Annotated in this window: 19 protein-coding genes and 1 pseudogene; 14 read left to right on the top strand and 6 right to left on the bottom strand. The window is 68.9% G+C overall.

Annotated features, from left to right (window positions below):
- Window positions 1-3: 3 nt before the first annotated feature.
- The 6 genes and pseudogenes from ACHMW8_RS21525 to ACHMW8_RS21500 all read right to left on the bottom strand — a co-directional run bounded on the left by ACHMW8_RS21525 (window position 4) and on the right by ACHMW8_RS21500 (window position 6,731).
- The gene (locus ACHMW8_RS21525) at window positions 4-789 is read right to left on the bottom strand and encodes a MipA/OmpV family protein (protein ID WP_395443742.1); all 786 of its coding nucleotides are present in this window, start codon (window positions 787-789) and stop codon (window positions 4-6) included.
- Window positions 790-998: 209 nt separating this feature from the next.
- Window positions 999-1,355, bottom strand: a complete 357-nt coding sequence (locus tag ACHMW8_RS21520; protein ID WP_125158231.1) for a hypothetical protein — start codon at window positions 1,353-1,355, stop codon at window positions 999-1,001.
- Entirely contained in the window at window positions 1,352-1,783 is a 432-nt protein-coding gene (locus tag ACHMW8_RS21515; RefSeq protein ID WP_395443741.1) for a TolC family protein, read from the bottom strand. Before ACHMW8_RS21515 ends, ACHMW8_RS21520 begins: the two co-directional genes overlap by 4 nt.
- Before the next feature lie 211 nt (window positions 1,784-1,994).
- Window positions 1,995-2,609: pseudogene (locus ACHMW8_RS21510) on the bottom strand (TolC family protein); the annotation flags it as partial.
- Window positions 2,610-2,611: 2 nt separating this feature from the next.
- A complete protein-coding gene (locus tag ACHMW8_RS21505) occupies window positions 2,612-5,692 on the bottom strand; it encodes an efflux RND transporter permease subunit (RefSeq protein WP_395443740.1) in 3,081 nt (1,026 codons plus the stop codon).
- A gap of 1 nt (window position 5,693) precedes the next feature.
- Window positions 5,694-6,731, bottom strand: coding sequence for an efflux RND transporter periplasmic adaptor subunit (locus ACHMW8_RS21500; RefSeq protein WP_395443739.1), 1,038 nt, complete (start codon window positions 6,729-6,731; stop codon window positions 5,694-5,696).
- 148 nt (window positions 6,732-6,879) lie between these two features.
- Between ACHMW8_RS21500 and ACHMW8_RS21495 the strand changes: the two genes are divergently transcribed.
- The 14 genes from ACHMW8_RS21495 to ACHMW8_RS21430 all read left to right on the top strand — a co-directional run bounded on the left by ACHMW8_RS21495 (window position 6,880) and on the right by ACHMW8_RS21430 (window position 21,802).
- Window positions 6,880-7,533, top strand: a complete 654-nt coding sequence (locus tag ACHMW8_RS21495) for a response regulator transcription factor (RefSeq protein ID WP_125158292.1) — start codon at window positions 6,880-6,882, stop codon at window positions 7,531-7,533.
- Complete coding sequence (locus tag ACHMW8_RS21490) at window positions 7,533-8,066, top strand: hypothetical protein (RefSeq protein ID WP_395443738.1); 534 nt, start codon at window positions 7,533-7,535, stop codon at window positions 8,064-8,066. Before ACHMW8_RS21495 ends, ACHMW8_RS21490 begins: the two co-directional genes overlap by 1 nt.
- Complete coding sequence (locus tag ACHMW8_RS21485; protein WP_395443737.1) at window positions 8,009-8,887, top strand: ATP-binding protein; 879 nt, start codon at window positions 8,009-8,011, stop codon at window positions 8,885-8,887. Before ACHMW8_RS21490 ends, ACHMW8_RS21485 begins: the two co-directional genes overlap by 58 nt.
- A 150-nt stretch (window positions 8,888-9,037) precedes the next feature.
- Entirely contained in the window at window positions 9,038-9,511 is a 474-nt protein-coding gene (locus ACHMW8_RS21480) for an Lrp/AsnC family transcriptional regulator (RefSeq protein ID WP_395443736.1), read from the top strand.
- Window positions 9,512-9,655: 144 nt separating this feature from the next.
- Window positions 9,656-11,446 (top strand): amidohydrolase family protein, encoded by a 1,791-nt coding sequence (locus ACHMW8_RS21475; protein WP_395443735.1) that lies wholly within the window; start codon window positions 9,656-9,658, stop codon window positions 11,444-11,446.
- A 441-nt stretch (window positions 11,447-11,887) separates the two neighbouring features.
- Window positions 11,888-12,199 (top strand): TonB-dependent receptor plug domain-containing protein, encoded by a 312-nt coding sequence (locus tag ACHMW8_RS21470; RefSeq protein WP_395443734.1) that lies wholly within the window; start codon window positions 11,888-11,890, stop codon window positions 12,197-12,199.
- A gap of 90 nt (window positions 12,200-12,289) precedes the next feature.
- Window positions 12,290-14,836 (top strand): TonB-dependent receptor domain-containing protein, encoded by a 2,547-nt coding sequence (locus tag ACHMW8_RS21465; RefSeq protein WP_395443733.1) that lies wholly within the window; start codon window positions 12,290-12,292, stop codon window positions 14,834-14,836.
- Between the two features lie 205 nt (window positions 14,837-15,041).
- Complete coding sequence (locus ACHMW8_RS21460) at window positions 15,042-16,508, top strand: amidohydrolase (protein WP_395443732.1); 1,467 nt, start codon at window positions 15,042-15,044, stop codon at window positions 16,506-16,508.
- Window positions 16,505-17,797 carry an amidohydrolase family protein gene (locus tag ACHMW8_RS21455; RefSeq protein ID WP_395443731.1) on the top strand — a complete coding sequence of 431 codons (1,293 nt, stop codon included), beginning with the start codon at window positions 16,505-16,507 and terminating at the stop codon, window positions 17,795-17,797. The genes ACHMW8_RS21460 and ACHMW8_RS21455 overlap by 4 nt, the downstream gene beginning before the upstream one ends.
- A 338-nt stretch (window positions 17,798-18,135) precedes the next feature.
- Window positions 18,136-18,888, top strand: coding sequence for an amino acid ABC transporter substrate-binding protein (locus ACHMW8_RS21450; RefSeq protein WP_395443730.1), 753 nt, complete (start codon window positions 18,136-18,138; stop codon window positions 18,886-18,888).
- Window positions 18,889-18,908: 20 nt separating this feature from the next.
- Window positions 18,909-19,601: an ABC transporter permease subunit gene (locus tag ACHMW8_RS21445; protein WP_395443729.1), complete on the top strand. Its 693-nt coding sequence runs from the start codon at window positions 18,909-18,911 to the stop codon at window positions 19,599-19,601.
- 16 nt (window positions 19,602-19,617) lie between these two features.
- Window positions 19,618-20,022, top strand: coding sequence for an ABC transporter permease subunit (locus ACHMW8_RS21440; protein WP_395446023.1), 405 nt, complete (start codon window positions 19,618-19,620; stop codon window positions 20,020-20,022).
- 59 nt (window positions 20,023-20,081) lie between these two features.
- Complete coding sequence (locus tag ACHMW8_RS21435) at window positions 20,082-21,068, top strand: amino acid ABC transporter permease (protein WP_395443728.1); 987 nt, start codon at window positions 20,082-20,084, stop codon at window positions 21,066-21,068.
- 8 nt (window positions 21,069-21,076) lie between these two features.
- Window positions 21,077-21,802 (top strand): amino acid ABC transporter ATP-binding protein, encoded by a 726-nt coding sequence (locus tag ACHMW8_RS21430; RefSeq protein WP_395446022.1) that lies wholly within the window; start codon window positions 21,077-21,079, stop codon window positions 21,800-21,802.
- The last annotated feature ends 1 nt before the right edge of the window (window position 21,803 follow it).

Below are 21,803 nucleotides of genomic sequence, written 5' to 3'. Positions count from 1 at the left end.
TTGTCAGAAGCTGTACAGGAGGGCGAAGACGAGTTGGCCCTGATTGGCGGAGCCTTCGCGGGCGACTATGGGGCTGTCGGCCGCACTGTCAACGAGCCGGCTATAACCGCCGCGCGCCAGGGCGCTCCAGCGATCGCTGATCTGGTAACGCAGGCTGGCGCCGACATCCACGGACTCAACCCCTCCCTTGGCGGCGTAGGGCGTCAAGCCGCTGGCCGCAGCCTCGGTCGCCGAGACGCCGTAATAGGTCCGCATGTACTTGCGGTCGGCCCAGGTCGCCGAAGCGTCCACACCTAGGCTCCAGCGGTCGGTCAATTGACGGTCGTAAGCGACCTCGAAGCGCGCCAGCTTGCCTTCGTGGACCTTGCCGGTGTCGGTCAGGGCCTCGATTCCGACCGCCAAGCCGTCCTGCCCGACGTCGAAGCGCTTGCGGATGAACACGCCGGCGTTCACGGCGGCGTCGATCTCGCCCAGACGGCGCACGGTCAGGTTCTTGATGTCATCGTCGCGGCCGCGTTCATAGGCGATCACCGGGCCAGCTTCCAGAAACCCGCCAGGCACGAGATTGACGCGCAGCGAGGGGCCTTCCAGCGCCACGTAGTAATCGCCTCGGTCATAGCGCAGGGCGACGAAGGGCAGGGGCTTGAACTCATAGTCCTTTGAGCCCTTGAACTCGGGGCGATAGACGCCGGCCGCGCCCAGGGACAGGCGCAAGCCATCGCCATCCTGGGCGCGCGCGGCGCTGGCCGCCGGAAGGATCAGGCAAAGGGTCAGAAGGGGGAGCTTCATCTTACTCAGGTCCGACAAGTCCGCTTTCGTGCGGCGGTCGGGCTATGAGAGCTCAAGCTTACATGGAGCTTTCAGTCGCACGCTTTGCGCGAGGGGCGGCAGGTCCTCCGTCTTCCAGATCGCTTTTGGCGCGTCCACAGGCGCCAACGGCGGCGACTACCTCTTGCGGGACGTTGGCCTATCCCATGAGCGATGCCGATGGAGCCAAGTCACCGTTGGCGTAGCGTCCATTGCGCGGTGTTGGACGCGATGTCGGGCGGTAGATCGATACGCAACGCCCGGCACTGACGCGCCCTGCCAGGGTCAAAGCGCGGCGCGGCGACCACACCGCTCCAAATCGGTTCGCCGTCGCCGCTCCGCGCCAAGACCGATAGCTGGCGTATGGCTGGGGCCGGCCGCCTGCGGCACAGCCAACCTCGTATGGCGTCGCCTTGGTCGGGCCGGCTTTCGATGCGGAGGTCGCTCAAGGTGAACGCGCCGGTCCCAAGATCGCCGACGATTGTTCCGCCGCGCGGCGATGGCGGGGAAATGGCCAGCGCGATGGCGAGGCCGATCACCGCCGTCATCTTGGTTCCTTCTCTTCGGACAACCAGAGTTCGTGGGCGTCCAGAGCCAGACGCAGCAAGGCGGCTTGAGCGGCCGCCCGGGCGGCGACTTCCGCCCGCCGAGCGTCGAACAGTTGTCGGCGAGCGGACAGAAGATCGGTGAGGTCACGCTCCCCCAGCGCGTAGGCGCGCTGGACACGATCGGCGGCCTGGGCGGCGGCGGCGGTCGCTTCGTTCACGCGCGCCCAACCCAAAAGACCGGCGCGGGCCTTGGCCACGTCGTTGCGTCCTTCGGCTTCGACGTCGCGCACCACCATGCGATAGCGCGCTTCGGCCGCGGAAGCCGACGCGGCTTGGCGCTCGGCCGTGGCGGATCGCCCGCCGCTTCCGAACGGAATGCTGAGCGTCAAGCCGGCGCCCGTCTCGCTCCCCCCGCGCTCGTTGAACACTCGAAGGCCGAGGGTGGGGATCGGGGCGCTGGTCGAGCTTGGCGCGGCGCGCCAGGGCGGCGGCGCGGTCGGCCAGAGCCTTGGCGATGGTGATCTCGTGACTGCGCGCGACGATGACGGGGATCCAGGCGTCGAGCGGCCGGGTGGGGGCGACGGGCTCGACCAGCACCGGCGCACGCGCCGGGGCCAGGCCGGGGTAGAGCATGTCCAGCGCCGATCGCGCCGCCTCGGCGCGGCCAAGGGTTTCGGCCAGAGCCGCCTCCGCGCGGGCCAGAGCGGCCTGCGCCAGGTCCAACTCCAGCAGCGAGGCGTCCTTCAACTCGACCCGCCGGAGCAGGGCCGCGACTTCCCGCTCTTCGACCGCTATCTCGTCGCGGTCGACCAGGATGCGCGCCTCGGCCTCCAGCCACTCGATCCACAGGCCCGCCAGACGCAGGGAAGCTTGGTGGCGGGCGTCGTCGACACCGTCGCGGGCGGCCAGGGCGCCGGCCGCGCCGGCGTTCAGGTCCAGGGCGCGCTTGCCGGGAGTCCGGATCGCGCGGCTGGCCTGTAGCGACCATTCGGTGAACTGGCCTTCGCCTCGGATACGCCGACGGTCGCTGGAGACGCCCAGCAAGGTCTCATAGGGACCGGCGGCCAAGCCGCGCTGTTCGGCCTCCGCGCCGCGCAGCACGGCCTGGGCTTCTCCGAGTTCGGGCGCGGCCTCCAGCGCCAAAAGGATGTGCGCGTCGCTGGGCAGGAAGTTCGGGCGACTCCAACCGGTGTCGGCGGCGCTCGCCGAGGACGACAGGGCCAAGGCGGCGGCCAGGAGGAGAGGGGCGTTCACGGTCAGGCCTCCAGCACCGCGGCCCCGCGCTCGACGCCGAACCGGCGATAGAGGATGGGCAGCAGGATCAGGGTCAGCAGGGTCGAGGTGATGAGACCGCCGACCACGACGATGGCGAGCGGTCGCTGGATTTCCGAGCCGGGGCCGGTGGCGGTGAGCAGCGGCGCGAGGCCCAGCGCGGTGATGCTGGCGGTCATCAACACCGGGCGCAGGCGTCGGCGGGCGCCCTCGGTGACGGCGGTGGCGACGTCGCGCCCCCGCTGGACCAGCTCGTTGAAGTGCGAGACCAGCACCAGGCCATTGAGAACCGCGATGCCGAGCAGGGCGATCAGGCCCACCGAGGCAGGCACCGACAGATATTCGCCGGAGACCCACAGGGCTACGATACCGCCGATCATCGCGAAGGGGATGTTGGCCAGGATCAACAGCGACTGCCGCGTGGACTTCAGGCTGATGAACAGGACCAGGAAGATCAGGCCCAGCGCCATGGGCACCACGACGCCGAGACGGGCGGCCGCGCGCTTCTGGTTTTCGAACTGACCGCCCCAGGCGATGCGATAGCCCGGCGGCAGGGGCACGTCGCGGGCGACATTGGCCTGGGCTTCCTTGACGAAACCGACCAGGTCGCGGCCTTGGACATAGGCCTGGATGACGGCGAAGCGCGAAGCGTTCTCGCGATCGATCTTCACCGGCCCCTGGCGACGGGCGATGCGGGCGACGTCGCCGGCCCGCAGCACGCCGCCGTCAGGCGTGGCGATCTGGGCCTGTTCGAAGAGCACCGGATCTTCCCGCAGCGCTTGCGGGCCGCGCACCAGGATCGGCGTACGCTTGCCAGGCTCGAACACCACGCCGGCCGGCGCGCCCTCCAGCTGAGCGCGGAGTTCTTGTTGCAACGCCTGGGCCGACAGGCCGGCCCGCACGGCCGCGGCGCGGTCGATGTCGAGCTGCAGATAGGTCACGCTGTCGCCGGCGACGGAGTAGACATCGGAAGCCCCCCGGGTCTTCTTCAGCGTTTCCTCGATCCGGCCAGCCAGATCGCCCAGCGTCTGAAGGTCTGGTCCGAAGACCTTGACGGCCAGGTCGCCGCGGCTGCCAGTGAGCATTTCCGAGACCCGCATCTCGATCGGCTGGGTGAAGGTGGCCTCCACCCCCGGGAACTGGGCGGCGACCTTGCGGATCTCCTCGATCAGCCAAGCCTTGTCCTTCTTGCGCCACTCCTTGCGATCGGCCAGGACAAGGAAGCTGTCGGTCTCGTTCAGGCCCATCGGGTCGAGGCCCAGCTCGTCGGAGCCGACACGGGCGACGATCCGCTTCACTTCAGGCGTCTTCGCAAGGATCGCGCGCTGCACGGCCATGTCCTGCCTGGCGCTGGTCTCGAGGTTGATCGAGGGCAGCTTGGCCAGCTGCATCAGGATCGCGCCCTCATCCATGGTCGGCATGAAGCTCTTGCCGATCAGGACATAGGCGATCGCCGCCAGGACCATGCCGCCGCCCGCCGCCGCGAAGACGGGCTTTGGGCGGGCGAGGGCGCGGGCCAGCTGCCGTTCGTAGAACGGACCGATCCTGCGCATGATCCAGGACTCTTTGTGCGGGTGGGCCTTCAAGAGCAGCGAGGCCAGGACCGGAATCACCGTGAACGACAGCAGGAGCGACGAGCCCAGGGCGAAGACGATCGTCAGGGCCACCGGCGCGAACAGCTTGCCCTCCAGGCCCTGGAGACTGAGCAACGGCAGGAAGACCAAGCAGATGATCAGCACGCCCGAGGTGACCGGCGCGGCGACCTCGGCGACGGCCTCGTAGATCACATGCAGACGTCGCGAGCCGGTGAGGCTGGGATTGTCGAGCCGCTCTACGGTGTTCTCGACCACGACGACGGCGGCGTCGACCAGCATGCCGATAGCGATGGCCAGGCCGCCCAGGCTCATCAGATTGGCCGAAAGGCCGAAGGTCCGCATCAGCAGGAAAGTGGTCAGCGCCGCCAGCGGCAGGGTCACCGCCACGACCGTCGCGGCCCGCAGGTCGCCGAGGAACAGGAGCAGAAGGATCACCACCAGGACGGTGGCCTCGACCAGGGCCTCGTTGACCGTTCCGGTTGCGCGTTCGATCAGGTCGGAGCGATTGTAAAACGGATGGATCTTCACGCCGTGCGGCAGTGAAGGCTGGATTTCCGCCAGGCGCGCCTCGACCGCCTTGACCACGGCCTTGGCGTCTGCGCCGCGCAGGGCGATGACGATGGCCTCGGCTGCCTCGCCCCGGCCGTCCTGGGTGACGGCGCCATAGCGGGTCAGGGCCCCTTCGCTGACCTCGGCCAGATCGCCAAGCCGCACCGTCCCGCCGCCCGGCAATGGCACGGCCGTGTCGCGCAGATCATCGAGACTGGTGATCGCGCCGGCTACGCGTACGACGAGGGCTTCCTCGCCCTCGCCAAGCCGTCCAGAACCATCGTTGCGGTTGGAGGCGGGGATCGCGTCGACGATCGCCTGGGCGGTCAGACCGGAGGCGGCCAGGGCGGCGGGATCGGGCGAGACCTCGAAGGTCCTGGCGCGACCGCCCAGCACATTGACGTCAGCGACACCGGGCAGGCCGCGCAGGGCCGGACGAATGGTCCAGTCCAGCAGGGTCCGCTTCTGTTCGAGCGTCAGCCCTTCGCCTTCCAGGGTGAACATGAAGATGTCGGACAGGGGCGTGGAAATCGGCGATAGGCCGCCACTGACGCCAGCGGGCAGGGCGCCCATGGCGTTGGACAGGCGTTCGGCCGTCTGCTGGCGGGCCCAGTAGACGTCCGTGCCGGGTGCGAAGTCGATCGTTAGGTCGGCGATGGCGTACTTGGCCGTCGACCGCAGCATGGCCTGCTTGGGGATGCCCAGCAGCTCCATCTCTAGCGGCGTGATGACCTGGCTCTCGACCTCCTCGGGCGTCATGCCCGGCGCCTTCAGGATGATCTTGACCTGGGTGGGCGAGATGTCGGGAAAGGCGTCGACGGGCAATTTCAGGAATGCGTTGATCCCCAGGCCGACCAGGGCGATCGCCAGTATCGCGGCCAGCAGGCGCTGCGAGAGCGCGAAGGCGATGAGTTTACGCATCCTACCGCCCCAGCGCCGACTTCAACTGCGACGCGCCCGAAGCCGCGACGCGCGCGCCGTTTGGAAGTCCAGTGACGACCGCTTCGGCGCCCGCCGCGCCCACCACCCCGACCGATCGCGCTTCATAGCCGCCGCCGGTCTTGACGAAGACGCGCGCGCCGGCGCTGTCTCGCACCAGCGCGCTGCGCGGAATGGCCTGAGCGCCGGCCGGCGCGGAACTCAAGAGCGTGATGCTGACGGTCTGGCCGGGCCTCAGGCTAGCGGTCGAAGCCAGCTCCGCCCGTAAGGGCAGGGACCGGGTCCTCGGGTCGATGCTGGCGCCCAGGGCGACGATGCGACCGGCGGTGTCGCCGACCCGCACAGGATAGCCGACCTTCAGCTTGCGGGCGATCTCGGGCGAGACCCGCGCCTCGACCCAAAGGCGGTCGGCGCGGTCCAGCGTCACGGCGGGGGCCATGGCCTCCAGGCCGCCGCCGGGCTGGGCGGTGATGGCGGCCACGCGTCCGGCGGCGGGCGCGCGTAGGACGTATTCGCCGCCGGCCGTGCCGGCGCCGGATAAAAGACGGCGACGCTCATTGACCATGGCTCGGGCCTGGGCGAGGCGGGCCTGGGCTTCCTCGGCGCGAGCGCCGGCGATCACGCCTTCGCTCGCGAGCTGCTGGAGCCGACGTGCGGCCGCCTCGGCGGCCCGAAGTTCGGCTTGGCTCTGGACGAGTTCGGAGGACACCGACAGCGCGTCGCGGCTGAACAGGGTCGCCAGCGCCGCGCCCGCCTTGACGGATTGGCCCTCGAGCACGTGGACTCGCACCACCGTGCCGGCGAACGGCGCGGCCACCACGCGGCGGTCGTTCAACGGCGGGGTGACCGCGCCGGGCAGGGCGGCCAAGGGTGCGCCCGACGCCGGCTTGGCGGTGGCCAGGACAATGCCCATGGCCTTTTCCTGCGCCACGCTCAAGGTCAGGGGGGCCGCGGCGAGCGCCGGCGTGGTCGAGAAGGCGAGGGCGAGCGCGGCGGCGAGCATGGGGCGGGCGGGGGGCATCGGTTCCTCGGGAGGCTTGAACCGGCCCCTGATGCTCCGTCAGTCTGAAGCCCGCCTGAAGCGAAGCTGAAACGAACCTGACAGCGCCTAGTCAGGTTCGTTTCAGCTGCCGATGCTATTGAGCGTCGCAAGCCAAGGGAGTCGCGCCATTCGCGTCCTGCTCGTCGAGGATGATCCCGAAATCGCCCGCCGCCTCGCCGCGGCGTTGGCGCAGGCGAGCTTCGTCGTCGAGCACGCCGGCGATGGCGAGACCGGCTTGCTCTTGGGCCAGACCAACGACTTCGATGCGGTGGTGCTGGATCTTGGCTTGCCGCGCCTGTCGGGCCTGGAAGTGTTAAAACAATGGCGCTGCGAAGGCCGCGACATGCCGGTGCTGGTGCTGACGGCCCGTGACGCCTGGACCGACCGCGTCAACGGGCTCAACGCCGGCGCCGACGACTATCTGGGCAAGCCGTTCCAGAACGCCGAGGTCGTCGCGCGTCTTCGAGCCTTGACGCGGCGCTCGGCGGGGCGCTCGTCGCCGGTGATGCGACGCGGTGACATCGTGCTGGATCCCGAGGCGGGAACCGTCCAGCGGGGCGACCAGGCCGTCGAGCTGACCGCCCGCGAGCTGAAGGTCCTGGCCTATCTGATGCACCGCGCCGGCCGCGTCGTGTCGCAAGGCGAACTGATCGATCACGTCTACAGTCTGGACGAGACGCGGGAGTCGAATACGATCGAGGTCTATGTTGCGCGTTTGCGCAAGAAGCTTGGCAAGGATGCGATCCGAACCATTCGCGGTCTGGGATACAAGTTCTCCTGATGCGCCGGCTCTGGACCAGTTTTCGAACCCGTCTGATCGTTGGCGCCGCCCTCTGGATCATCGCGGGTCTTACCGTCAGCGGCTTCCTGCTCTCCGAGCTCTTCAAGGCGCATGTGACTCAGCAGTTCGACGACGAACTGCACGGCCACGCCGCCGAACTGGCGGTCCTGGTCGGGGTCGCGCCCGACGGCAAGCTCTTCCTGCACCGCCGGCTGAGCGACCCTCGGTTTCTGCCCAAGGACTCTGGCTTCTACTGGCGGGTCGAGGCTCCGGGTGGTCAGGCGATTGCGTCGCCATCGCTGGCTGGGCGCACCTTGCCTTTGACGGGACCGCCACCGGACACCGGCGTCGAACGACATGTCTTTGTCGCCGGACCCTCGGGCGCCTGCGTTTGGTTGAACGTTCGGTCGCCGCGGCGCACGGGCCTCCGTTACGCTTGGGCATTGGCGTTGATCAGCGTCTTCTCGACGAGGTCTTGGGACGTTTCAACTGGACCCTCTTCCTGTCGTTGGCGATCGTCGCGTCTGGCCTGATCGTCGCGGCGATGCTGCAGGTTTGGTTTGGCCTGCGTCCACTCACCCGCATGCGGCACGCGCTGTCGGCGGTCCGAATGGGCCAGGCCAGCCGCCTGCCCGAGGACCTTCCCAGCGAAGTGCGCCCGCTGGCGAAGGATCTCAACGCGCTGCTGGAAGGCAATCTGGAAATGCTGCGCCGCGCGCGCACCCAGGCGGGCAATCTGGCCCACGCGCTCAAGACGCCGCTGGCCATTTTGACGGACGAGGCCGAACGCCTGGCCGCCGCCGGTCAGCGGGAGGCCGCCGATGTCATCGAACTGCAGTGCGAGCGGATGCGACGCCAGATCGATTATCAGATCGCACGCGCGCGGGCCGCGGCGCTCAAGCGATCACCCGGGCTGGCCGCCGACATTCGGACCACCCTGGAACCGGTCATGGCGGCCATGTCGCGCCTGCACGGACGAAGGGATGTTGCGTTCAGCGTCGGCTATGACGCCGAAGCGCGTGTCGCCGTCGACGCTCAGGACCTTGGAGAGATTCTCGGCAACGTGCTCGACAACGCCGGCAAGTGGGCCAGAACGCGCGTGGACGTCTCCGTGCGTCGCCACGGCGACAGCGCCGAGATCATCGTCGACGATGATGGTCCCGGCTTGCCGCCCGAGAGCTATGAGCACGTCTTCGGCCTGGGGGAACGGCTCGACGAGCACATCGCGGGGCACGGCCTGGGTCTGTCGATCGTCCGCGACCTTGTGGGTCTCTATGGAGGACATGTCGCCCTGGACGCCGCGCCGCTCGGCGGACTGCGCTTGATCCTTACCCTGCCGGCCATCCACGCCTAGGCCTTGACCGGCGTCGGTCCGCGCTCAAGGGCTGCGTGCCGCGTGTGCGATATCCCGCCGTCTGTGAGATTTGGTGGTCAAAGTCCTGGACTTTGTCATCAAAGTTGCAAGATGGTTTGGTTGAGCGGCGGCGGATTGGGAGAATTTGATTTGGCCACGGACGGCGGATTGGACCGCATCGACCGGCGCATTCTGGAGATCGTCCAGGAAGACGCCTCGCTGACCGTCAACGAACTGGCCGAGGCGGTCTCCCTCTCCCAGAACGCCTGCTGGCGGCGCCTCAAGCGGCTCGAGGACGAAGGCTATATCCTCAAACGGGTGGCGCTGGTCGATCCCGTCAAGCTCGGCTCGGCGATGGTGGTCTTCGTCACCGTCCGCGCCGCCGAACACAGCGACGAGTGGCTGGCCGCCTTCGCCGGCGCGGTGCGCACCATTCCCGAAGTGGTGGAGTTCTATCGGATGAGCGGCGAGGTCGACTATCTGCTCAAGCTTCGCGTCAAGGACATCGCCGCCTATGACGGCGTCTACCGGCGCCTGATTAAGGCCGTGCGTCTGCTCGATATCAGCTCGGCCTTCGCCATGGAGGAAATGAAGTTCACCACCTCGGTGCCGATCGCGCTCTGACGGACTTGTCGTTTGAGGGGGGCTCGACGTCGCCCTCAAAAAAAGTTGTCCGACCTTGAGTTTTCCGATGGGGCGGCGACAGCGGGCTGCGTCTTAGAGAACTAGCGCCGGGGCGCCGGTTGAACGAGCAGCGAGCACAGAGCGATGGCGAACAAACACTATGGCCGGGCGTGGCGGGTGGCGGCCGCGGTTTCGGCCTCGGTTCTGGCCTTGCAGGCGGCCCAGGCGGCTGAGCGGCCCGCGGCGGCGATCGCCATCGTCGGGGCGACGGTCTTCGACGCGACGGGCGCCTTGCCCCGCAAGGCCACGGTCATCATCCGCGATGGGCGCATCGCCGAGGTCGGGCCGACCGTCAAGGTTCCGCGCGGGGCCCGTGTGATCGACGCCAAGGGCGAGGCCCTGCTGCCGGGCTTCTTCGATCTCCACACCCATTGGACCGGTGGCGGCGTTCCAGCGACCACCCCGCAGATCGCCACGGCTTACGTCTCGGCCGGGGTGACCACGGTCAATGACTTCAACGCCGCGCCGGAGTCGTTCGCGCCCCGCCGCCAGTGGCTCTCGACCCTGGTCGCGCCGCACGTCAATTTCGCCGCGCGCGTCAGCACCCCTGGCGGTCACGGCGCCGACTGGGCCGATACGGCCACCACCAAATGGGTCAACACCCCCGAGGCGGCCCGGGCCGCGATTCAGTCCCTGGCGCCTTACAAGCCCGACCTGATCAAGGCCTTCACCGACGGCTGGCGCTATGGCGCCTCGCCCGACAACACCAGCATGGACGGCTGGACGCTGAGCGCGCTGGTCGAAGAAGCCCATAAGGCCAATCTGAAGGTCTTCACCCACACCGTGACCGTCGAGCGCGGGGCGGTAGCGGGGCGCGCGGGCGTCGACGTCATCACCCACAGCCTGCAGGATCGCTTGCTGGACGACGAGGCGCTGGCGGCGATCAAGGCCGGCGGCACGGCCGACACTCCGACCCTGGCGGTTTATGAGCCGGTCAAGCCCGGCGGACCGGCGCGCGATCCGGCCGACCCGAAGAACCGCCAGAGCTTTCGCAAGTTTGACTACGCCCTAGCCAACGCCAAGCGCCTCCACGACGCGGGAGTGAGCCTTGGCCTGGGCACGGACGCGGGCATGCCTGGCGCTCCGCACGGCCAAGCCACCCTGCACGAAATGGAACTCCTGGTTCGTGCGGGCCTTACCCCCAGCCAAGCCCTCGTCGCCGGCACCGCCGCCAGCGCCAAGCTGATGAACCTGCAGGCTGATCGCGGCACCATCGAGCCGGGCAAGCGCGCCGATCTGGTGCTGATCAAGGGCGAGCCCTGGACGAACATCGCCGACGTGCGCAAGACCGACCGCGTCCTGATCGACGGCAAGCTCGTCTTTGGCCCAGGCGCTCCGCCGATGAGCGCCAACGCCGCCACCAGCATGCCAGCCATCCCGGCCAAGGCCCTGATCGACGACTTCGAGCGCGCCGATGGCCGCTCGAGCCTGGACACCTTGCGCACCGACGATCCCGACGGCGGCATGGATCGCTCCGTCGAAATCAGCCAGGTTATCTCGCGAGGCTCGCAAGGACGCGCACTGTCGATCGCTGCGCGCATGGCGATGAAGGCCAAGCCCAACGCCGGGGTGATCATCCCCCTGACCCGGGGCTCCATCCAGCCGGTCGACGCCAACGCCTTCAAGGGCGTGCGCTTCGAGGCGCGCGGCGACGGTGTCTACGCGCTGGGCGTCACCACCGTCTCCGGGCGCTGGTCCGCGCCGTTCGAGGCCGGGGCGGACTGGCGTGTTGTCGAGATACCGTTCTCGGCCCTCAAGGTCGCGCGCGGCGCGGACGGGTGGACTGGGACCAACCTGACCGAGGTTGAGTTCATGGGCGCGCGCAAGGGCGGCGAGAAGCTCTGGATCGAGATCGACAACGTCAGCTTCTACTGACGCGCGGCCACGACCAGGCCAGCGCGAGCGCAGGGTCAGGTCAAGTCGCCATGGGCTCAGTTTCCCTGGCGCCGTCCCGCCAAAAACTGCCGCGCCCATAAAATCCTATCAGATTAGTGGGGGTTGTGAGCCGGCCGGCGCCCGGTTCTCGGGCGATGGGCGCCCAGCCTCCAGGCAACATCCGTGAGGGCGATTTAATCGCCCGATCCAGGTGGGGCAGCGGCGGCGGCTTACGTCTCAGAGCCTGTCGATCGAGAACGGCGCAAGCCTGCCGGCGGCGAAGCCAAGGACCAGAGGGGGTCAAGATGAACCAGCACACAACCCGCCGTATGCGGACGATTCTGATGGCCAGCGCGGCCGCCTTTCTGGGCGCGGCCGCGGCCCACGCTCAGACCCAAGCCACGCCGCCCGCCGAGCAGGAACTCGGCCACGGTCGAGGAAGTGATCGTCGTCGGCAGCCAGATCGCCGGCTCCAAGGTCACCGCCGCCGTGCCGGTCACGGTGGTTGACGCCGCCCAGATCGCCACCACCGGCGCGGTCTCGGGCGATGACCTGCTGCGCTCTGTGCCGCAGATGGGCAATGTCACGTTCAACAGCACCAACGGCGCCACCAGCAGCAACTTCGCGCGCGGCGACGTCGGTTCGATCAACCTGCGCGACCTGGGCGTGGGCAACACCCTGGTCCTGCTCAATGGCCGGCGCGTCGCCACTTGGCCGGGCACCCAGGCCGACTCCAACCTCGCCCCGTCCTGACCACCAATTCCAACACCCTGCCGGTGTCGGGCATCCAGCGTCTTGAGGTGCTGCGCGACGGGGCCGTCGGCCCTCTATGGCGCGGACGCGGTGGCCGGGGTGCTCAACACGGTCCTTCGCGACGATCTGGACGGCGGAACCGTCAGCGTGCGCTATGGCGGCGCCGAGGGCACGGGGCTGCGCGACTTCAATCTCAACTTCGCCATCGGCCACAATTTCAAGGAAGGCCGCGGCAACATCACACTGTCGGGCGAATACGCCTATCGTAGCGCCCTGAAGTCGACCGACCTCGACTACACCGCCAGCGGTGACAAGCGCCCGCTTTTCGCGGACACCAGCTTCGCCGGCTCCAACACCCTGGATCGTCGCAGCACCCTCAGCCCCTGGGCCGATCTGACCGTGGTCGGCCAGACCGGCGCGGTCCGCCAAGGCACGACCAATCTGACGACCGCCGCCGGCGTCTTCCATATCCAGCCCACCGCCGACGGCTCCTGCGCCTCGGTCCTGGCCAACGGCATCTGCATCGGCACGGGCACGCGCGCCACCTCGGGGGCCGCGCGCGACACCCGCTCGGACGGTCAGGCGACCTATGGCCTGTCGGTCATGCCCAAGCTGCGCCGGACGAACCTGTTCTCGACCTGGCGCTATGAGCTGACCGACAACGTCACCGCCTATGGTGAGCTGGGCTACTACTTCTCCAAGACCCACAGCGTTCAGGACTCGGTCTTCACCATCGGCTCGACCAAGATCACGGTCCCGACCTCCAACTATTGGAACCCCTTCGGCCCGACCACCTTCGCCGACGGCACGGTCAATCCCAATCGCCTGGCCAACCTGAATATTCCCACCTCCGGCCGCGCGGTGACCCTGACCAACTACCGGTTTGGCGACCTGGGTCCGACCAATGTCGACGTCAAGGGCAAGCAGGTCCGCGTCCTGGGCGGGCTGAAGGGCGATGCCTATGGCTTCCGCTGGGACAGCGCGCTGCTCTACACCGAGGCTGGCGTAACCGACGTCCAGGACGGCGTCAGCTCCACGGCCCTGCAAAAGCAGTTGGCCCTGTCGACTCCCGACGCCTACAACCCCTTCAACGGCGGTAGCGTCAGCAACCCGACCGGCGCCGACACTACTCCCAGCAGCAAGGCCGCGCTCGACGCCATCCGCGTCAAGACCTACCTGAAGGGTCGCTCGACCCTGGCCCAGTGGGACTTCAAGGTCTCCAAGGCCGATCTGATCGCTCTGCCGGCCGGCGACCTTGGCCTGGCGGCCGGTGTCGAACTGCGCCGCGAGACGATCAGCGACAACCGCGACGCCCGCGTCGACGGCTCCATCAAGTTCACGGATGCGGTGACCGGCGAAGTCCAGACGTCCGACCTCTTCGGCGTCAGCCCGACCCCCGACTCCAAAGGGTCGCGCAAGGTCGCCTCGGCCTATGCCGAACTGGCCGTGCCGATCATCTCGCCCGACATGAACGTGCCGCTGGTGCGCAATGTCGAGATGCAGCTGGCTGGCCGCTACGAGCACTACAGCGACTTTGGCGACGTGGCCAAGCCGAAGGTGGCCCTGGCCTGGGACCTGGTCGACGGCGTCCGCGTCCGCGGCTCCTACTCCAAGGGCTTCCGCGCGCCGAACCTGCTGCAGGTCAATTCCGCGATCGTCACCCGCGGCAACACCCGCACCGACTACATCTTCTGCGAAGCCGACCTGCGGGCCGGCCGGATCAGCACCTTCAGCGCCTGCTCGGCCTCGATCGTCGCCACCGCCCAACGCGCCGGCAATCCCGATCTGAAGGCCGAAACCTCCGAAAGCCAGTCGATCGGTCTCGTGCTGCAGCCGAAGTTCATTCCGTCGGAGCTGGGCCGCTTCACCCTGACCGTCGATGTCTGGGACACCAAGCAGAACGGCATCATCGGGGTGTTCGGCGAGGGCAACGCCCTGATCCTCGACTACCTGCTGCGGGTCCAGGGATCGAGCAACCCCAACGTGATCCGCCTGGCGCCGACCGCCGACGATATCGCCCGCACCAACGGCACGGGCCTCGCCGCCGTCGGACAGGTCACCTACGTCAAGGACCAGTACCAGAACCTCAACCCGCAGGATGTTCGGGGCCTGGACGTCAGCCTGAACTGGCGTCTGCACGGAACGCGGTTCGGGGATTTCGACGCCGACATCAATGTCGCCCACTTCAACAAGTTCTACCGCCAGCCTTCGGCCGAGATCGCCGAACTGCTCGCCGCCCGTCAGGCCGGCAAGATCAACGCAGGGACCTCGATCACCGGCGGCGGCGATCTGCTCCGCCAGAACGGCACGCCCAAGACCAAGGTCTCGGCCTCGCTGACCTGGCGCTACGAGCAACTGACCGTCGGGGCCTTCACCAAATACATCTCGTCGATGGACGATACGAGCCTGTTGGCCACCGACGGCACGCCCTGGCAGGTGGAGTCGCAGGTCACCGGCAACCTCTATGGCCAGTGGACGGTCGCCACCGGCCGGTTCGACGGCGCCAAGCTGCGGCTCGGGGTCAACAACATCACCGACGAGAACCCGCCGCTGTCGTCGGGGACCTACGGCTATCTGGGCGCGGTGTACCAACCCTACGCCCGCTACTGGTACTTCAGCCTCAGCAAGTCCTTCTAGGTTCGAGGCGGATCATGACGCCTCGGCGGGCCCTCAGGCTCGTCGGGCGCGCTCCGGACAGGACGCTTTCTCCCCAGGGGGCGTGCGGAGCGCATGACCGCACCGACCCGCCGGGCGCTTTCTGCCCAGAAGCGCCCGGCGGGGACCGCTTTTTCCCGCGTTGGCCGCCGGCCCGGTTGGAGCCGGACAGGTTCAGGAGACCCTCGTGTTGCAACAATCCAGACCCGTCCGGGACGTCCAGGCGCGTCGCCGCGCGCCCTGGCTCGCCGCTTCTGCGGTCCTGCTGCTGACGGCCTGCGCCGCTGCGCCCAAGCCGCAAGCCCCCGCCGCTGCCCCGCGTCCGGCCGCCCCGCCGCCCAAGGGGCTTGTCCCGGCCCGCGATCCCTATCCCAGCACCTACGCCCCTCCGGCTTCGGGTCTGGTGGCGATCGTCAACGCCAATATCTACACCGGGACCGGGCAGAAGATCCTCGGCGGCATGGTGGTGTTCGACGCGGGCAAGATCGTTGCGGTCGGCCAAAGCGCGGCCCCGCCGCCCGGGGCCAAGGTGATCGACGCGAAGGGGCGCTGGGTCACGCCGGGCCTGATCGACGCGCACTCTCACCTCGGCGTCTTTCCCGCGCCGGCCGTCACCGGCCAGATCGACGTCAACGAGAATATCGATCCCAACACCGGCTACGTCTGGGCGGAACATAGCGTCTGGCCCCAGGACGCCGGCTTCGAACGCGCGCGGGCCGGCGGGGTGACGAGCCTGCTGATCCTGCCCGGCTCGGCCAACCTGTTTGGGGGCCGCTCGGTCGCCCTCAAGAATGTTCCGGCCGTCACCGTCCAGGGCATGAAGTTTCCCGGCGCGCCGTACGGCCTGAAGATGGCCTGCGGCGAAAACCCCAAGGGCCGCTATGGCGCGCGCGGCCGCACCCCCGCCACCCGTATGGGCAATGTCGCCGGCTATCGCCGCGGCTGGATCGAGGCGGCCGACTACGGCAAGCGCTGGAGCGCCTACGACAAGAAGGCCGCGAAGGGGGAGGGGGGGGACCCGCCCAAGCGCGACCTGACCCTGGAGACCCTTTCGGGCGCCCTGGACGGCGATCTGCTGGTGCAGAACCACTGCTACCGCGCCGACGAGATGGCCAATCTGATCGATGTCTCGCACGAGTTCGGCTACCACATCACCGCCTTCCACCACGCGGTCGAGGCCTACAAGATCGCGCCCTTGCTGGCCCGCGAGCACATCTGCGCGGCCGTCTGGTCGGGCCGCTGGGGCTTCAAGATGGAGGCCTATGACGGCATCGAGGAGAACGCGGCCCTGCTGACCAAGGCCGGGGTGTGCGTCTCCCTGCATTCGGACGATCCCAACATCATCCAGCGCCTCAACCGCGAGGCCGCCGTGGCCCAGGCGGCGGGCCGCCGCGCCGGCATCGACATTCCCGACGCCGAAGCCATCCAGTGGATTACGCTCAACTCGGCCAAGATCATGGGCGTGGCCGACCGCACCGGCTCTCTGGAGCCGGGCAAGATGGCGGACATCGTCCTGTGGAGCGCCGATCCCTTGAGCATCTACGCCGTCGCCGACCAGGTGTTCATCGACGGCGTCCTTCAGTTCGACCGCAAGGCGCCGCGGCGCCCCTCCGATTTCGAGCTGGGCCAGAACCGCGGAGATCTCACCCAATGAAGCCCTTCAGCACCTTCCTGGCCGGGCTTATGGCCGCCTCGGCGATCGCCGCGCCGGCCCTGGCCGGACCGGCCACCGCCATCGTCCACGCCCGCCTGCTGACCATGGGGCCGGCCGGCGAGATCGCCGATGGCGCGGTCATCATCCGTGACGGCAAGATCGTCGCGGTGGGCGCCGACCTGACCCCGCCTGCCGGGGCGACCGTCATCGACGCCAAGGGCGCGGTGGTCACGCCAGGTCTCTTCGCCGCCAACACCGTGCTGGGCGTGCGCGAGGTCAATTCGGTCAAGGGCACGGACGACGCCAAGAGCGCCTCGTCCGAACTCGGCGCGGCCTTCGAGCCGCAATACGGCCTCAACCCGGAAACGACCCTGGTCCCGATCGCCCGCCTGGGCGGAGTGACCCGGGCGATCGTCGTGCCCGCCCCGGGCGGGGACGGCGAGGGCGGCGGCGGCGATGACGGCGGCGGATCCCTGTTCGCCGGTCAGGCCTTCGCCATCCGCCTGGCGGGAGACCTCCTTTTCAAGCCGCGGCTGGCGGTGGCGATGTCGTTCGGCGAGAACGGGGCTGGCGGCTCGCGCGGCGCCGAAATCGGCCTGCTGCGCGCGCGGCTCGACGAGGTGCGCTTCTACAAGCAAAACCGCGCCGCCTATGACCGCGGCGAGACCCGAGCTCTGGCTCTTTCGCGGGAGGATCTCGAAGCCCTGATCCCCGTGGTCGAGGGACGCGAGCCTTTGCTGGTGACGGTCCATCGCGCGTCCGACATTCGGCAGGTCCTGGCCTTCGCGCGCGAGCAGCGTCTTCGCGTCATCCTGAACGGCGCCGAGGAAGGCTGGCGCGTCGCCGCCGACATCGCCGCCGCCAAGGTCCCGGTGATCCTCAACGCCACCGCCGACCTGCCGCGCAACTTCGAGATCGTCGGGGCCAGCCTTGAGAACGCCGCGCGGCTGCGCGCGGCGGGCGTCGAGATCGCCATCGTCAGCCCCGATCCGGCCCACCGCGTGCGCGAACTGCGCTACGAGGCCGGCTCGGCGGTCGCGCAGGGTCTCCCGTACGGCGCGGCCCTGGAGGCCATCACCGTGGCTCCGGCGCGGATCTTCGGCCTGGCCGATCAGCTGGGCTCGCTCCAGCCGGGCCGCGTGGCCGACCTGGTCGTCTGGGACGGCGATCCTCTGGAGCCGCGCACCCTGCCCACCGCGATCTATATCGATGGGATCGTCCAGCCCCTGCGCTCGCGCGCCCTCGACCTGCGCGACCGCTACGAGACCGGCGATGGCGCGTCGCGCTAGAGCTTTCGCCGTCTGCGCGGCCTTGAGCCTGCTCACCGCCTGCGGCGATCCCGGCAGCGCCGTCGATGGCCCGCCGCCCAAGGCGGTCGGGGTCGAGGGCGCGCCGGCGGTCCTCGGCGCGGCCGGGGCCGGGCAGGGGCGAACCCTGGCCGCCGTCCGGGCTCGCGGCTATCTGGTCTGCGGCGTCCAGCAAGGCCTGATCGGCTTCGCCTATGCCGACAACACCGGCCGCTGGCGAGGCTTCGACACCGACTTCTGCCGGGCGACGGCCGCGGCCATCTTCGGCCGCGTCGACGCCGCGCGCTTCGTGCCGACCTCCTCGAACCGAGCGCCTGACGGTGCTGCAGGCCGGGGAGGCGGACGTCCTGTGGCGCAACACCTCGGCGACCTTCTCGCGCGACGCCAAGTTCGACTTCGCCGGCGTCAACTACTACGACGGCCAGGCCTTCATGGTGCGCCGGGCGCTGGGGGTGACGCACGCGGCCCAGCTCAACGGCGCGCGTGTCTGCATCCAGACCGGCTCGACCAGCGAGCTGAACCTCACCGACTATTTCCGCGCCCACAAGCTCACCTACGAGCCGGTGGTCTTCGACACCGAAGACAAGGCCCGCGCCGCCTACGGTCGCGAGCAGTGCGACGTCTACACCGCCGACCTCTCCAACCTGGCCGCCGCCCGCGCCACCCTGGCCAAGCCCGACGACCATCTGATCCTGCCCGAGGTGATCTCCAAGGAGCCGCTGGGGCCGGTCGTCCGCCAGGGCGACGACGGCTGGGGCAATGTCGTGCGCTGGACGCTCAACGCCATGATCCTGGCCGAGGAACTGGGCGTGACCTCGGCCAATGTTGACGCTCAGCGACAGCATGCCGACAATCCCGAGATCCGCCGCCTGCTCGGCGCCGAGCCCGGCTATGGGGCGATGATCGGCCTGTCCGACGACTTCGCCTACCAACTGATCAAGCAGGTCGGCAATTACGGCGAGGTCTTCGATCGTAATCTTGGCGCGGCCACGCCCTTGAAGATCGAACGCGGCCTCAACGGCCTTTGGAGCGCCCAGCCGGCTGGCCTGATCTACGCACCGCCGATGCGATGAGCCGACCGCCCGTTTCTCTCATGACCCCTGCGCGCCTGGCGGGTTGGGCCTGGCAAGCCCTGGCTCTGGTCGGCCTTGGCCTCGTCCTGGTCATGGCCGCGCGCACCGGCGCGGCCAACCTGCGCGCCAGCGGCCTGGCCTCGGGCTTCGACTTCCTGAACCGGGCCGCCGGGTTCGACATCGCCGAGTCCGCCATCCCCTATTCGCCGCGCGCCAGCAATGCGCGGGTCTTCGCCGTCGGCATGGTCAACACCTTGAGGGTGACCGCCCTGGCCGGCCTGTTCGCCACCGCCCTGGGCGTCGGATTCGGCGTGGCCTTGCGGGCTCGCGCGCCATGGATGCGCGGCCTGGCGCGGGCCTATGTCGAGCTGACTCGCAACATGCCGCTGCCGATCCTGCTGCTGGTGCTCTACAGCCTCCTGGCCATGGCTCCGCCGCCGCGCGAGGCCATCGAGCTTGGCGGCCTGGGCTTTGTCAGCAATCGTGGGCTCTATCTGCCGCGTATCGAGTGGCGCTGGGGTTCTGGGACGGCCTTGGCCGGCGCCGGCCTGGCCCTGGCCGCGCTGGTCGGGATCTGGCGCGCCGCGCCCACGCGCCGCGTCGCCATGGCGCTGAGCATCAGCTGGCTCGGATTTTGCGGACTTGGGCTGGTGCTCTCGGTATCGGGCCTGAAATCTTCCGCGCCCGCAGGGCTTTGGTTTCGTCGGCGGTAGCGTCCTTTCCCCGCCGCTGCTGGCCCTGGTCGCGGCGCTGTCGCTCTATAGCGGCGGCTACATCGCCGAGGTCGTCCGCGGCGGGCTGGCGGCGGTGGACGCCGGCCAGGTCGAGGCCGCCCAGGCGCTGGGCCTGTCGCCGATCCAGGCTCTGCGCTGGGTGACCTTGCCCCAGGCCTTGCGCGTGGCCGCTCCGCCCCTGGCCAGCCAATATCTGAACCTGGCCAAGAACGCCTCGCTGGCGATCGTCGTCGGTTATCCGGATCTGGTGGCGTTGTTCGGCGGCACCGTCCTCAACCAGACCGGCCAGGCGGTCGAGACTCTAAGCATGATCCTGGGCTTCTATCTGGTCCTGAGCCTGTCGCTGAGCGGGCTGATCAATCTGTGGGCCGCGCGTCAGGCGCGATGGGCGGTGCGATGAGCGCCTGTGCCTTTCCGAGCCTCCCGACGCGCGCGCGCCGGTCATGGACCGCCTGGGCGGTGGGGCTCGCCGTGGCCCTGGCGGCGCTTGTTCTCGCCGCGCCGGCGCTGCGATGGCTCTTCTGGGATGCGACCTGGGTCGGGCAAAGCCGGGCCGCCTGCGGTACCGCCGGCGCCTGCTGGGCGATGATCACCGCCCGCGCGCCGCAGATCCTTCTGGGCTTCTATCCGGCCGGTCATGGCTGGCGTGTGGGCCTGGCTGTGGCGATGCTGGCCGTGGGCCTGGCTCCCCTGGCCTGGCGGCGCCGGGCGGGGCTGACCATGCTCACCGCGCCCATCGGCGCGCTGGCTTGCCTGGCCTTGATGGGCGGAGCCGGCATTCTGCCCAGTGTGCCCAGCGCCTATTGGGGCGGCTTGGCGCTGAACCTGATCGTGGGCGCGGTCAGCGCCATCTTCGCCCTGCCGATCGGCATCCTCCTGGGCCTAGCCCGACGCAGCACCTTGCCAGTCATCCGCATCCTGGCCAGCGCCTATGTCGAGGCGGTGCGAGCCGCGCCCCTGATCGTGGTGCTGTTCGCCGCCGCCGTGCTCGTCCCGCTGCTCATTCCGCCCCAGTGGAGCCTCGACAAGCTGACCCGCGCGATCGTCGCCATCACCTTTTTCGAGGCCGCCTACATGGCCGAAGCCGTGCGGGGCGGGCTGATGGCCGTGCCCCAGGGGCAACGCGAGGCCGCGCGCGCCCTTGGCCTGAAGAGCTGGCAGGTCCTGGTCTTTGTCGTGCTGCCCCAGGCGCTTCGCACAGCGACGCCGGCCCTGGTCAACAGTTTCATCGGCCTGCTCAAGGACACCAGCCTGATCTATGTGATCGGCGTGCTCGACATCACCGGCGTCCTGCGAAACGCCGTCAGCGACTACGCCTGGCAGGGGCTGGAGCCGGAGGCCTACATCTTCGTCGGCCTGACCTTCTGGCTGCTCTGCTTCGGCCTCTCGCGTTGGTCGGCGGCCTTGGAAAGGCGGGCCGCGCGCGCCCAAGGAGCCCCCTCATGAGCCAGCCCATGATCGAGATCGCCGACCTGCAGAAATGGTACGGCGACCAGCACGTGTTGCGCGGCGTGGACCTGTCGGTGCGGTCAGGCGAGCGCATCGTGGTGCTGGGACCATCCGGCTCGGGAAAATCGACTCTGATCCGCACGGTCAATGGCCTGGAGCCTCACCAGGGCGGGACGATCCGGGTCGACGGCCACGACCTGGACGCCCGCGGCCAGGCCGGGGCGGCCGCGCGCCGCGCGACGGGCATGGTGTTTCAGGCCTTCAACCTCTTTCCGCATCTGAGCATCCTGGACAACTGCACCTTGGCGCCGATCCGCGTGGCGGGCCTGGCGCGCGCCGAGGCCGAGACCCAGGCGATGGCCCTGCTCGAGCGTGTGCGCATTGCCGATCATGCACGGAAGTTTCCGATCCAGCTGTCGGGAGGCCAGCAGCAGCGCGCGGCGATCGCCCGGGCTCTGGCCATGGCGCCCAAGGTCATGCTGTTCGACGAGCCGACCTCGGCGCTGGATCCGGAAATGGTCGGCGAGGTGCTGGATGTGATGTGCGGCCTGGCCGAGTCCGGCATGACCATGATGGTCGTCACCCACGAGATGCAGTTCGCCCGCGATGTCGCTGATCGGGTGATCTTCGTGGATGAGGGACGGATCATCGAGTCCGGCCCGCCCGCCAGCTTCTTCGCCGATCCGCGCGAGGCGCGGACCCGCGCGTTCCTGGGGCGGCTTCGCGCCTAGC

The sequence above is a fragment of the Caulobacter sp. UC70_42 genome, assembly GCF_044056025.1.
Lineage (GTDB): Bacteria > Pseudomonadota > Alphaproteobacteria > Caulobacterales > Caulobacteraceae > Caulobacter.
Note: the sequence above shows the minus strand (reverse complement) of the source record. Positions and strands in the feature narration are given on the sequence as shown.

Bases quoted from the DNA above. Each gene is read 5' to 3' on its own strand.
- ACHMW8_RS21525 (WP_395443742.1), bottom strand. From the start codon at position 789: ATGAAGCTCCCCCTTCTGACCCTTTGCCTGATCCTTCCGGCGGCCAGC.
- ACHMW8_RS21520 (WP_125158231.1), bottom strand. From the start codon at position 1,355: ATGACGGCGGTGATCGGCCTCGCCATCGCGCTGGCCATTTCCCCGCCA.
- ACHMW8_RS21505 (WP_395443740.1), bottom strand. From the start codon at position 5,692: ATGCGTAAACTCATCGCCTTCGCGCTCTCGCAGCGCCTGCTGGCCGCG.
- ACHMW8_RS21500 (WP_395443739.1), bottom strand. From the start codon at position 6,731: ATGCCCCCCGCCCGCCCCATGCTCGCCGCCGCGCTCGCCCTCGCCTTC.
- ACHMW8_RS21490 (WP_395443738.1), top strand. From the start codon at position 7,533: ATGCGCCGGCTCTGGACCAGTTTTCGAACCCGTCTGATCGTTGGCGCC.
- ACHMW8_RS21475 (WP_395443735.1), top strand. From the start codon at position 9,656: ATGGCGAACAAACACTATGGCCGGGCGTGGCGGGTGGCGGCCGCGGTT.
- ACHMW8_RS21455 (WP_395443731.1), top strand. From the start codon at position 16,505: ATGAAGCCCTTCAGCACCTTCCTGGCCGGGCTTATGGCCGCCTCGGCG.
- ACHMW8_RS21445 (WP_395443729.1), top strand. From the start codon at position 18,909: ATGACCCCTGCGCGCCTGGCGGGTTGGGCCTGGCAAGCCCTGGCTCTG.
- ACHMW8_RS21430 (WP_395446022.1), top strand. From the start codon at position 21,077: ATGATCGAGATCGCCGACCTGCAGAAATGGTACGGCGACCAGCACGTG.